The 13,354-nt window shown below is 41.7% G+C and carries 12 protein-coding genes; all 12 read right to left on the bottom strand.

Features of this window, described 5'->3' with window-relative positions; all coding sequences use genetic code 11:
* Positions 1–128: 128 nt before the first annotated feature.
* On the bottom strand, positions 129–356 hold the full coding sequence (locus QUF78_RS09315) for a YlzJ-like family protein (protein ID WP_289317112.1): 228 nt from the start codon (positions 354–356) through the stop codon (positions 129–131).
* Entirely contained in the window at positions 353–1,102 is a 750-nt protein-coding gene (locus QUF78_RS09310; RefSeq protein ID WP_483313882.1) for a ClpP family protease, read from the bottom strand. Before QUF78_RS09310 ends, QUF78_RS09315 begins: the two co-directional genes overlap by 4 nt.
* 124 nt (positions 1,103–1,226) lie before the next feature.
* Positions 1,227–2,897 (bottom strand): ribonuclease J, encoded by a 1,671-nt coding sequence (locus QUF78_RS09305; protein ID WP_289317114.1) that lies wholly within the window; start codon positions 2,895–2,897, stop codon positions 1,227–1,229.
* A 275-nt stretch (positions 2,898–3,172) separates the two neighbouring features.
* Positions 3,173–4,042 carry a 4-hydroxy-tetrahydrodipicolinate synthase gene (gene dapA, locus QUF78_RS09300; RefSeq protein ID WP_289324425.1) on the bottom strand — a complete coding sequence of 290 codons (870 nt, stop codon included), beginning with the start codon at positions 4,040–4,042 and terminating at the stop codon, positions 3,173–3,175.
* Positions 4,043–4,091: 49 nt separating this feature from the next.
* Positions 4,092–5,318 (bottom strand): aspartate kinase, encoded by a 1,227-nt coding sequence (gene dapG, locus QUF78_RS09295; RefSeq protein ID WP_289324424.1) that lies wholly within the window; start codon positions 5,316–5,318, stop codon positions 4,092–4,094.
* Between the two features lie 89 nt (positions 5,319–5,407).
* A complete protein-coding gene (gene asd / locus QUF78_RS09290; protein WP_289324423.1) occupies positions 5,408–6,463 on the bottom strand; it encodes an aspartate-semialdehyde dehydrogenase in 1,056 nt (351 codons plus the stop codon).
* Between the two features lie 214 nt (positions 6,464–6,677).
* Positions 6,678–7,280 carry a dipicolinate synthase subunit B gene (locus QUF78_RS09285; RefSeq protein ID WP_289317118.1) on the bottom strand — a complete coding sequence of 201 codons (603 nt, stop codon included), beginning with the start codon at positions 7,278–7,280 and terminating at the stop codon, positions 6,678–6,680.
* Positions 7,277–8,179, bottom strand: a complete 903-nt coding sequence (gene dpaA, locus QUF78_RS09280; RefSeq protein ID WP_289327275.1) for a dipicolinic acid synthetase subunit A — start codon at positions 8,177–8,179, stop codon at positions 7,277–7,279. The genes QUF78_RS09285 and dpaA overlap by 4 nt, the downstream gene beginning before the upstream one ends.
* 226 nt (positions 8,180–8,405) lie before the next feature.
* Positions 8,406–8,672 carry a YlmC/YmxH family sporulation protein gene (locus tag QUF78_RS09275; protein ID WP_289324422.1) on the bottom strand — a complete coding sequence of 89 codons (267 nt, stop codon included), beginning with the start codon at positions 8,670–8,672 and terminating at the stop codon, positions 8,406–8,408.
* Positions 8,673–8,841: 169 nt separating this feature from the next.
* On the bottom strand, positions 8,842–10,068 hold the full coding sequence (locus QUF78_RS09270; RefSeq protein WP_289324421.1) for a M16 family metallopeptidase: 1,227 nt from the start codon (positions 10,066–10,068) through the stop codon (positions 8,842–8,844).
* Positions 10,069–10,115: 47 nt separating this feature from the next.
* Positions 10,116–11,075, bottom strand: a complete 960-nt coding sequence (locus tag QUF78_RS09265; RefSeq protein ID WP_289317121.1) for a polysaccharide deacetylase family protein — start codon at positions 11,073–11,075, stop codon at positions 10,116–10,118.
* 156 nt (positions 11,076–11,231) lie between these two features.
* Positions 11,232–13,349: a polyribonucleotide nucleotidyltransferase gene (gene pnp / locus QUF78_RS09260; RefSeq protein WP_289324420.1), complete on the bottom strand. Its 2,118-nt coding sequence runs from the start codon at positions 13,347–13,349 to the stop codon at positions 11,232–11,234.
* Between the last annotated feature and the right edge of the window lie 5 nt (positions 13,350–13,354).

The following is a 13,354-nucleotide window of genomic DNA, read 5'->3' as shown; positions in this document are numbered from 1 at the left end:
CCCTGTCCTTGATATATATCCCATTTCTTCTTAAGTCGGACAATATGTCCAGATAATGAATAAAGCAGCCAAGAGGCTGCTGATTATCATTCCAGTATATCATAATTTACCTTAGTTAGTCGTTTTTACTAGGTATTCATTTGTCCGAACACATTGATGACTGCCCCCGGCTGAATGTGTACATTCATATAATCTTCAGGATCCGTGCTCACAATTCGATCAATGCGAAACGTGCGTCCACCGTCATGTTCAACCATTACATGTACACCATTATAGATCATTTCTATTAAATTCGCCGTTTTCTCATGGTGATGGGGGAAAATGATTTCTTCAGGAACGATCGTATAAAGTGTCATTGCAGAAGCCCCTCTTCTGTCCCGGCAATTTTGGGCCTTCTTTCTTCCATGAAGGTATTTAGTTTTCTCATGGCTTGGCCTACTCCTCCTACATCATCGATCATACCGATTTCAACTGCCTCGGCCCCGATTACATTCGTGCCTATATCACGGGTTAAATTTCCTTTAGCAAACATTAAATCCTTAAAACTTTCTTCCGTAACATTGGAGTGCCTTGTAACAAATTTAATGACCCTTTCCTGCATTTTATCCAAGTATTCAAAGGTTTGAGGCACTCCAATGACTAGACCTGTCAAACGAATGGGATGAATCGTCATCGTTGCCGTTTCCGCTATAAAGGAATGGTCACACGAAACCGCAATCGGCACACCGATCGAATGGCCTCCCCCAAGTACAATCGAGACGGACGGCTTGGACAGGGAAGCCAGCATCTCTGCGATGGCTAGTCCCGCTTCGACATCTCCTCCTACTGTATTTAAAATGACAAGCAGCCCCTCAATATTGGGATTTTGTTCAATTGCCACAATTTGTGGGATAACATGTTCATACTTGGTCGTTTTATTTTGAGGAGGCAGCTGCATATGTCCTTCAATTTGTCCAATGATCGTCAAACAATGGATTTTTGAGTCCTGAGATAGTTGCGGGACATTAGTAGCCCCCAGCTGCTGGATCTTTTCGATTAATGTTGAATTTTTACCTTCCTGCCGGCCTTCATTTTCATTTGGTAATGGTGCATTATTCACTATGCCAACCCCTTTCTCTTAAGCCTATAGCTTTATTATGTCTCGAGTCTCGGACTTCATTCTTCAAGATATAAGAGGTTTGGCACACAAAAAAAACCCCTGACTTTTCAGATCAGGGGTTTTTGACTTAATATTCCATGATGATCGGTAAAATCATTGGCCGGCGTTTCGTTTTTTCATAGAAGAATTGGTTTAATGCATCACGCATTTCCTGCTTTAACGTAGACCAATCGAAAGGTTGGCGCGATCCATTTTTCTTCACGATTTCACTTACTATTTCGGTTGCTTCCCCAATCATTTTTTCTGATTCACGAACATAAACGAATCCCCTTGAAATGATTTCAGGACCTGCTGCAATACTTTTATCCTGACGATTCAACGTGACGACTACAATCAAAATGCCATCCTGGGATAACAAGCGCCGATCACGAAGGACGATATTACCCACATCTCCAACACCGCTGCCATCAATCAAGATATTTCCTGCTGAAACTTTGCCGGATAGACCCATTTTATCGCCCTTTAATTCAATGACATCGCCTTTTTCGGCAATTATGATGTTCTCACGTTTAATCCCCGCTGCAATCCCAACTTTTTGATGGGCATATAAATGGCGGTATTCCCCATGCACAGGAATGAAAAATTTAGGATTCATCAAATTGATCATCATTTTCAGTTCTTCCTGGCTACCATGACCTGTTACGTGCACTTTATATTTATTCGCAGATACCACCTCAGCGCCTACCCTGTATAGCAAATCGACGGTTTTGGATAAGATAAGTTCGCCGCCCTGAAGGGGTGATGCACTGATCAAAACTGTGTCTCCCTTTTTGATCGTTACCTGCTTATGAGTCTGTTTTGCCATTTTTTGAAGTGCCGCAATGGGCTCCCCTTGATGACCTGTCGATAACACGACGATTTCTCGGTCGTTATACTGGCTAATTTCGTTTATTGGGATAATCAGCTCTTCTTCGACCTTTAAATAGCCTAAATTCAAGGCTGTTTCATATACGCGTTGCAGGCTTTTTCCTACAACTGCCACTTTCCTGCGACTAGCTGCCGCTGCATTGAAGACATGTTGAATCCGGTTGATGTTCGAAGCGAAGCACGCAACGATGATCCTTCCGGAGGCAGCATGGAAAACCTCTGTAATATCTCTGGCCACAACTGCTTCTGATGGGGTATAACCTGGCCTCTCGGCACCAGTACTATCCGAAAGCAAGCATAGGACACCTTCTTCACCGATACTAGCCATTTTACCGATTTCCGGTTTATACAGATCGGTTGCCGCTTGATCGAATTTGAAATCCCCTGTATATACGATTGCACCTTCACGCGTATGGATCACGACTCCGACAGAATCGGGGATACTATGGTTAGTCCGGAAAAAAGACACGGCCGCTTGAGGAAAACTTAAAAGGGAATCTGAATCGATCTCAGTAAATATTGCCCTGCCGTTAAAGCCATCTTCCTTTAATTTCGTTTTGATTAAAGCAAGTGTAAGCTTTGTTCCATAAACTGGAACCGGTAAATATTTCAAAACATAAGCAAGCGCTCCCATATGGTCTTCATGACCATGGGTAATGAATATCCCCTGCACCCGTTCCTTATTATCCATCAAATAAGAAATATCAGGAATAACTGCATCGATTCCCAGCATTTCTTCTTCTGGCAGCATTAACCCTGCATCAAGAAGATAGATGTCCTCGTTCACCTCAACGACGTACATATTTTTACCAAGTTCCCCTTGTCCTCCAAGAGAAATGACTTTTATCCCACTACTTTTATCTTTACCCAATCGAATATCCTCCTTAAAAAATCCCGTTCATAATTTCCCAATGATTTCATTATAACCGATGTTCAAAAAACATGACAACACTTACCATTTTCAAAGGGACTTTTTCATTTCATCCCTAAAAAAGCTTTTCCTTGTATGTATAAGACAATCATCCCTGTATATTACCCTATACAGTTTCGATCGATCATTTAAGAAATTGGATAGTATATCCCTTTCATATACATCATTATGTAAAAACAAGCCAATCTTCAACGATCAGCTTGTTCCTTGTCTTTTTATTTTTTTAATACCTTAGTTAAAGCCAAGCGTTCCTGCTCCGTCAATGGCACGATTGGAAGTCTGACCGATCCAACGTCAATTCCATATAACTGAAGCGCTGTTTTGACAGGTGCCGGGCTTGGCGCTGCAAACAAACCTTTAATAAGCGGTAACAGTTCCTGATGCAGCCGAGCCGCCTCTTTCAAGTTCCCGCTGATAAAAGCCTCCACTATTTTCTGTAACTCATTACCAGCAATATGTGAAGCAACCGAAACTACACCCACACCACCAATCGCTAGTACAGGCAGTGTTAAAGCGTCGTCCCCACTGTATAATGCAAAATCCTCATCCGTTCCGGCTATGATTTGGGTCATGGCGTTTAAATCCCCGCTCGCTTCCTTCACGGCTACGATATTGGGAATTTTTGAAAGTCGGATGATTGTTTCCGGTTCAATGTTAACCGAAGCACGCCCAGGGATATTATATACCATTACAGGGAGAGTCGTACTAGCTGCAATAGCTTTAAAATGCTGGTACAGACCTTCCTGATTCGTTTTACTATAATACGGGGCCACCAGCATGATTGCATCGGCGCCATTTTGTTCTGCTTTTTTTGTCAACTCGATGGATGCATACGTATTGTTGCTTCCTGTACCCATGATGATGGGCACCCGCTTTTCAACAACCTTGGAAACATGACGCAATAGCGCAATCTTCTCCTCGGAAGATAAAGTTGGAGATTCCCCTGTCGTTCCCGAAAGCACAAGCGAATCCGTTCCATTCGTTAATAAGTAATTAACCAATGAAGTCGTTTTTTGAAAATCAACATTTCCCTTGCTATCGAAAGGGGTGACCATTGCGGTTGATACTCTACCAAATATCATCATCTAACACCTCTTTAATTTTTAAAACCTTTATTTATTGAAAACCCTATGATTATAGGACTTCACTTTCATGCAGTTGAAATGCATAGTGCAGGGAATTAACAGCTTCTATTAAATCTTCTTCTTTTACGAGCACCCAAATAGTCGTATGGCTGTCCGCTGACTGGAGAATGGCAATTTCCTTCTCGGAAAGCGCTGTAACAATCTTAGCCGCAACGCCCGGCACACCGTTGATGCCTGCACCGACTACGGACACCTTGGCACAATTTCGTTCAATGACCGGTTCATGACCAAGCTCGGCCAAAATCGAGAGGGCAAGCTCTGTCATCTCTTCCGAAACTGTATAAACTACGCCACTTGGATAAATATTTATAAAGTCCACTGAAATGGAGGCATTGGCCATCGCTTTGAAAACTTCTGCCTGTAGATTATATTGATCTTTTTTCGCACGCACCTTGATTTGAGTGATTTTTGGCACATGGGCAATCCCGGTTACGAGCCTTTCACGTATGTCACTACCCTGGCTTCCCTTGTTCACACTAGTAACAAGTGTTCCCAAACCTTCGCTGTATGTTGATCTTATCCGAATCGGCACTTTGGCCTGCATGGCAATTTCAACAGCTCTTGGGTGAATGACTTTCGCGCCTTGATAGGCCATGTTGCAAACTTCCGTATATGAAACAATTGATAATGGACGGGCTTTATCGGCAATACGTGGATCTGCCGTCATGATTCCTTCAACATCCGTAAAAATATCGACCCGTTCAGCTTGCAATGCTGCACCTAATGCAGCAGCTGAAGTATCACTTCCACCACGGCCGATGGTCGTGATGTCCCCATTTTTAGCCGCTCCCTGGAATCCTGCTACAACGACAACATCCTTCACTTCCAGTTCTTTCATGAGACGGTCACACTTCATTTCGATTATTTTCGCACTTGAATAGTCGGTATTCGTCATGAATCCAGCTTGAGCCCCAGTATAAGCGACGGCATCAATACCGTGTTCTAACAGCATGTTCGTAAATACAACAGAAGATATCGTTTCTCCTACTGACATAAGTAAATCCTGTTCTCGTTTTGAAAGGCTGGCTTTTGCTCCATTTACTAGTGAAAGTAAGGTATCAGTTGCATAAGGATCGCCTTTTCTTCCCATTGCTGAAACCACAACCACCACTTTATAGCCTTCTTTAATCGCATTTTCAATATGCCCTTTGGCAAACGAACGGCTTTCCTCATCTCGAACGGATGTCCCACCGTATTTCTGGACGATGATTTTCATTATATGCACCCCAAATATAAGCCAGCTTCCCGATTCGGGAAGCTGACAAAAACTCTCTATCCTATTGGTAATTAATTAAGAATAAATTATTACTTAACGGTAACCAAACCTAATTTCAAAAGGCTTTCAGCAATTTGAACAGAATTCCAAGCTGCTCCTTTTAATAGATTATCGGAAACCACCCATAAATGGAAGCCTTTATCTTCATCCAAATCTTTGCGAATCCGACCGACGAATACATCATTCTTGCCGACGGATGAAGCAGGCGTTGGGTATACTTGTTGTTCCGGTTCATCTTCTAACACTATTCCAGGTGCCGTTCTCATTAAATCTTTGATTTGAGAAGCCGCTATGCCATCCTTTTCGACTTCAATGTAAACAGATTCGGAATGACCCGTTACAACAGGAAGCCTTACGCATGTTGCAGCTACTGAAAGGTCATGCATATGCATGATTTTCTTTGTTTCATTAATCATTTTCATCTCTTCGAATGTGAACCCATTATCTTGGAATTTATCGATTTGGGGAATGACGTTAAATGCGATTTGATAATGCTTTTCGTCCCCTTTTACCGGTAAAATTTTCGGATCTATTTCTTTTTCATCAAGCAAGTCGCGAGCTTGTTCCTTTAATTCATTTATCGCTGCAGCCCCTGCACCCGAAACAGCTTGATAGGTAGAAACAACAACTTTTGATAAGCCATATGTCTGGCGGATAGGTTCTAATGCCACAACCATTTGGATAGTTGAACAATTCGGGTTTGCAATGATCCCATTATGAAGTTTCAAGTCTTCTTCATTTACTTCAGGAACGACTAGCGGCACATTTTCATCCATGCGGAATGCGCTCGTATTATCCACCACTATCGCTCCGCGTTTCACTGCTTCTGGAGCCAATTCCTTAGACACGCTTCCTCCAGCACTGAATAAAGCGATATCGATGCCTTCAAAGCTTTCAGGTTTTGCTTCCTGCACTTCGATTTCTTCGCCCTTAAACGTAAGTTTGATTCCTGCGGAACGAGCCGATGATAAAAAGATGATTTGTTTAATCGGTAAGTCCCTTTGTTCGAGTGTTGAAATCATTTGTTGTCCTACTGCTCCAGTTGCTCCCACAACTGCAATACGCAATCCCTGTGTCTCAGTCATTTATACATACTCCTTTTCTATCTCTTAAAATTAGTTGTTTTTTTGGATTTACTACTTCTTGTTTAGAATATCATTTATTTTATCACATTAACATTCCAAAGGGTCGCACTTTAACAAAATATTCTGGTAGCGGAGTGGTTTTTTATAACTTCAAGCTACAAATTTATGCATATATGCCAGTCATTAGAAAGCGGGAGCGTGCCAGAAAACTCGTTCAGTCTAAATCATCCTTGAACCTTTCGACGATGACCGGTTGAATCTGTTCCCTTTCCAGTGCTGAAATGATCGTATCCCTAATCATGCTCATCCTGGCAACCATGGAACTTGGCTTGCCTGTTGGATTATCCTGGCCATATGGAACAAAATAAATATCTTTTGCTGCCATCAGCCTCATTAGATTGACACCATTTAACCCAAGTGCATCATTTGTTGATATCGCGACCACGACTGGACGGTGATTTCTCATCGTCGCTTTTGCAGCCATAAGTACAGGCGAATCGGTAAGTGCATTTGCCATTTTACTCATTGAGTTACCCGTTAAAGGAGCGATCACCATACAATCCAGTGGCAATTTAGGTCCTAATGGCTCCGCTTTGACGATTGTATCAACGACATGATTCCCCGTCAATTTTTCAATTCTTTCGACCCAGTCCTCGCCCTTTCCAAAACGGGTTTCCGTGTTCTGTACAGTCGATGTTACGATTGGAATGACTTCCGCCCCTTCATTTACAAGTTTTTCTATTTCCGGAAACACTTCATCATAAGTGCAATGTGATCCTGTTAATCCGAAACCAATCCTTTTCCCTTGGAGACTCATAGTTTTTTCCCCTTCCTTATCAAGCACTCGTCTTGAATCAATAACCCCAGTGCATTCGCTAATATCTGACCAGCTGTTTTCGGGGCAACTATACCCGGTAGGCTCGGTGCCAACAGCGCTTTAATTCCCCTTTTTTCAGCGTAACGAAAATCCGTCCCCCCCGGTTTTGAAGCAAGGTCGATGATTAATGTATGAACTGGCATATTAGCTATGACTTTTGCGGTAATTATCGGAAAAGGAATCGTATTGATGCATATATCAACATTTTTCATTTCTGAAGCAAGATCATTTAAATGAAAAGGGGTTAATGCCATTTCACTGATCCTTGCAATATCCTCGCTTTTTCTTGCCCCCACCTTTACTTTTGCTCCAAGGGCCTGGAATGACCTGGCTACACTCATACCGACCCTTCCCAGTCCGAGAACAGCTACATTCGAACCATGGATAGTAAAATCAGTATGTTGAATGGCCATCATGATCGCACCCTCTACAGTGGGAATCGAATTATAAATAGCCACATCATCACGTTCGAACAATAGAACGAGTTTGCGATCCGCTTTCTTAAATATCCCATTGAGGTAATCGTTACTGATTCCTGCATAAAAAGTGCAATGTGCCGGGGTATTTTTTATCATTTCTTCAGTCAAAACAACCTCTTCACTGGAAAAGATAGTCTCCACTTTCCCATCTGAATCCGTGCCCCGGACAGGTAAAATAACTGAATCTATTTCCTTGAAATTTATATCTTCCATTTTTTCCTTAACCGCTCCGGTAAAAGCATGGTCGAGCTGTTCAAAACCTACCAATAATAGCTTCGCATCAAGCTCCGTCAATTTACGGACAACTTCAAGCTGACGCGCATCTCCACCAATTACAGCGATATGCATGCCTGTGAGCATTAAAACTGTCACCTTCTTTATATAAAAGATCCTAAACATTCCTCGCTTCATGATAAATTTCCTCAAGAAGCAATTCGGTTTTTGCTACATTCTCTAGTTACCTTGCCATCTTATGTTTTCACTTAAAAAACGGTGATAAGAAAAGAAAAAACGCCTTAGCTATTGACAGCTGAGGCGTTTCGAAAGACCATTTCCAGATAACCCTAGGAGTATGGTACGAGCGTTTTTACCCGTCCATATGCTCTCCATCTTTAAGTAGTCCTTCCTGAAAATCAATGATGACCATATCCGTACCGACTTTTTTTATATGTTCCCATGGCACTCTTATTTCACTGCCATTCCTTAAGAGGCCGAACCATTTGACAGAAGGGATGATTAACGTGGTAATTTGTCCAGTTTCATCTATTTCCAAATCCGTCTGACCAAGGATTCCTAATCGTTGCGCTCTATTCACATCGACTATTTCCTTACCGCTAAGCTCACTCAATCTCAATTGTGATTCCCCCTTTTTCACCTTCTATTCAATCTATATCCGAAAAAGGTAAACTTAGAATGCATTTATCGAAATATTTGTCCATTACACTGGACCCCTCCATTTTCAAAGGCATTTAATAAAAAAAAGCCTGCCCCCCCATATAAGGAAGGTGCAGACTTGTTTGTTTTTATTTGTCCCAGTTTTCCAGCGGGCTCACTAATGACAAGGAATGTTCCGTAAAGATCTGGTTTGCCAGTTCATTGACGGTATCCTCTGTAACCTCGTCAATTTTGATGATGATATCATCAAGGGAACGGTGCTCACCCAACATAAGCTCATTTTTTCCGTTTCGGCTCATGCGGCTATTCGTGCTCTCAAGGCTGAGCATCAAGCTTCCTTTAAGTTGCTCTTTACTATTTCGTAATTCCTTTTCCGTAATACCATCTCTTTTTAATGTATCCAGTGTTTCCTGAATGGTTTCATACAAGCTGTCAAGTTGATTTGTGCCTGTCCCCCCATATACTGTCACCATACCGCTATCTTGATAGCTGGAATGATAGGAGTAAACGGAATAGGCAAGGCCGCGTTGTTCCCTCACGTCCTGGAATAGGCGGCTACTCATGCTTCCTCCAAGAATATTATTCAAGGTGATTAAGCTGTATGTTTTATCATTACCGATTTCCAACCCTTTGTAACCAAGGCATAAGTGGGCTTGTTCCGTATCTTTTTTACGGGTGATCCTATTTTCATGGAAGGAAGGTTTGACCAATTCAAGTCGGTCTTCTCCTCCTTGATACGAACCAAAGTAGCTTTCGACTTCTTGAATCAATTTTTCATCCACATTCCCGGCAATGGATACCACCACTTTATCAGGTGTATACATGTCATGGACGTATTTTTTTAATGTATCACTATTGAATGTTTCAAGCGTATTTTCCGTTCCTAGTATAGGATAGCCAAGAGGATGATTTTCATATACTGCCTTGCTTAAGAGATCATGAACAATGTCATCCGGTGTGTCTTCGTACATTTTGATTTCTTCGTAGACCACATTTTTTTCTTTTTTCAATTCTTCCCCGTCAAAAGTTGAATTGAAGAACATATCAGCAAGGATTTCAAGCGCATAGCTTGCATGGTTATCCATTACTTTAGCATAATAGCAGGTATATTCTTTTGATGTGAATGCATTCACCTGTCCGCCAATACTATCGAACGACTCGGCAATTTCACGCGCATTTCTTGTAGTTGTCCCTTTGAAGAACATATGCTCCAGGAAATGTGAAACCCCATTCAATTCAGGTGTTTCATTTCGTGAACCGGTTTTGATCCATACTCCAATTGCTGCTGAGCGTACAGTTGGAATATTTTCCAATACAATTCTAACTCCATTTTGACACGTGTATTTCTTAATCAACTAACATTCCTCCCAATCATTCTATGCTGCTATCGTTAACCAATACATCATGGATTCGATCGCTCTTCATCTACTGCTTCCGAAACGGTAACAACATCTAAGTCTTTCTTTTTTATTTCAATTATTAACGTTTCCAATGATTTTGCAGTAGATTCCGTCGGATGCATTAAAATAAATGCTCCTGGGTGTACCTTAGAAAGCACTCGTTGTTGAAGGACTTCAGGGCTTGGTTTTTGCCAGTCGATCGTATCCACACTCCACATGACAGTCTCCATACCGAAAGAATCCGCGATTTTCACCGTTTCATCCCGATAGCTTCCACTTGGTGGTGCGAACCATTTCATTTTCAAACCTGTCACCGCTTCAATGACTTCGTTCGTTTTTCGAATTTCCTCACGTGTAGCTTGGGCGGATATGTTTTTCATATCGGGATGCGAATAAGAATGATTGCCAATTTCATGCCCACCACCCACGATCATCTTGGCCAAATCTGGATTTTTCTTGGTCCAATTACCTTCAAGGAAAAAAGTGGCTTTGACATTATTCTTTTTTAACACAGCCAACATATCTTGTAAGTATTCATTCCCCCAGGCCACATTGATTAAAAATGAAACCACTGGCTTTTCGGGATGGGCCCGGTAAATCGGAGCAGGATCCAAATCCTCTATATGTATCTTTGCAGGGACCTGCTGAAATACCAGCTTATCCTTATCGAACACACCTACCTTCTTCATAGCTTTATACGAATCATCAATATTTACCTTAAGTCCATTATATGCAGGAACGGTTTTCCAAACCGAATCTATTCGTGCATCCTGTGGTGCAATCTCATATTTTTTTGTTGATTCTTTTATTTGTAAAAGAAGCTCATCTTCTTGCTTCATTGAAGCAACTGAATGATCTGTTAATTGGGTCAAATAAATTTGTGTATATGGATTTTGCACTAATAACCATGATATACCTGCAATGGCACTTATCGCAACTATCTGCTTCCATTTATTATTCATTTTTTACGCCCCCTTCATACCAAAATGTATGAAGAAAACGGACAAGGTAGAACATGACATACTTTTAATGCCATTACAACTATGCTTATCCCAATACTTTTAAACAAAAAAAGCATGCAGATTCACAAGGAATCGCATGCCGGATTTTCATTTCTATTACGATTGAGAAGGGTTAGCTGCCTCTTTTTGCTCTTTCAGGACCGCTTTACGGGAAAGGTTTACCCTTCCTTGCTTATCAATCTCAGTTACTTTAACCAATAATTCATCGCCAAGTGAAACGACATCTTCCACTTTTCCGACTCTTTCTTCAGCCAGTTCAGAAATATGTACCAAACCGTCTTTACCATTGAAGATTTCAACGAATGCACCGAACTTTTCGATACGTTTAACTTTACCTAAGTATAGTTCGCCCACAACGACTTCACGTACGATATCCTCGATGATTTTCTTCGCTTTTTGAATCATTGGTTCATCTGTAGAAGATATGAATACCGTTCCATCTTGTTCGATGTCGATTTTCACGCCAGTTTCTTCAATGATTTTATTGATATGTTTTCCGCTCGGTCCAATGACATCACGGATCTTATCCGGATTTATAGACATTGTAACGATTTTTGGGGCATATTTGGATAACTGCTCACGCGGTTGATTGATCGTTGACATCATTGATTCCAAAATATGCATCCGGCCATGTTTGGCTTGAAGTAAAGCTTCTTCAAGGATTTCTCTTGAAAGTCCCTCAATCTTAATATCCATTTGTAGGGCAGTTACACCTTTTGAAGTCCCTGCGACTTTAAAGTCCATGTCTCCTAGATGATCTTCCATACCTTGAATATCCGTTAAGATTGTATAGTGCTCACCTGTTTTGACAAGTCCCATTGCAATACCGGCAACTGGAGCTTTCAATGGAACACCAGCATCCATCATTGCCAAAGTGCTTGCACAGATACTTGCTTGTGATGTTGAACCGTTCGATTCAAGTACTTCCGACACTAGTCTGATTGTATAAGGGAAATCCTTATCGTTTGGAATGACCGGCTCCAATGCTCTTTCACCAAGTGCACCATGACCAATTTCGCGGCGCCCTGCCCCACGGATAGGACCAGTTTCACCAACACTGAAATGTGGGAAGTTATAGTGGTGCATAAAACGTTTCGACTCTTCGGTTCCAAGTCCGTCCAGAATCTGCACATCACCAAGTGCACCTAATGTACAGATCGATAGCGCTTGGGTTTGTCCGCGTGTGAACAATCCAGAACCATGTGTACGAGGCAGAATTGTAACTTCCGATGATAATGGTCTGATTTCGTCAGGATTACGGCCATCCGGACGCACTTTTTCTTCCGTAATTAAACGACGGACTTCGGATTTCACCAATTTATTAAGGATTTCTTTGATTTGTTTTAATTTAGCTTCATCAGTTTCTTCTTCATAATGAGCCAACACACGATCTTTCACTTCTTTAATCGCGTCTTCACGAGCATGTTTTTCCTGAACTTGTACAGCTTTGTTCAAGTCTGCTTCACATAGACCCTTCACTTCTGCTTCCAGTTCTGCATCCACTTGATATAAAGCGATTTGCATTTTTTCCTTGCCGATTTCAGCAACGATTTTCTCTTGGAATGCAATGATCTTCTTGATTTCATCATGTCCAAACATGATTGCTTCAAGCATGGTTTCCTCTGGTACTTCATTTGCGCCTGCTTCAACCATGTTGATAGCATCTTTAGTACCTGCAACCGTCAAATTGATGTCACTTTTTGCAAGTTGGTCAACTGTAGGGTTAATCATGAATTCATTATTGATTCTTCCTACTACAACTCCGGCAATTGGACCTTCGAACGGAATGTCGGAAACTGAAAGTGCAAGGGATGAACCAAGCATCGCTGCCATTTCCGTAGAGCAATCTTGATCGACACTCATGACCATGCTGATGATCTGAACATCGTTCCTGAAGCCATCAGCGAATAACGGGCGTATTGGACGATCAATTAAACGGCTTGCAAGAATTGCCCTTTCACTCGGTCGGCCTTCACGTTTGATGAAGCCCCCTGGAATTTTACCGACTGCATAAAGTCTTTCTTCGTAGTTAACCGTCAAAGGGAAAAAGTCGACATTTCTCGGTTCCTTCGAAGCTGTTGCTGTACTTAATACAGCAGTTTCTCCATAACGGACTAAAACTGCCCCGTTCGCTTGTTTGGCCAATTGCCCTATCTCTACCGTTACATTACGGCCGGCCCAGTCAAATGAATACGTATGTTTTTCCTGTCCCATTTATT

It is taken from the genome of Peribacillus sp. ACCC06369 (assembly GCF_030348945.1).
Lineage (GTDB): Bacteria > Bacillota > Bacilli > Bacillales > DSM-1321 > Peribacillus.
Note: the sequence above shows the minus strand (reverse complement) of the source record. Positions and strands in the feature narration are given on the sequence as shown.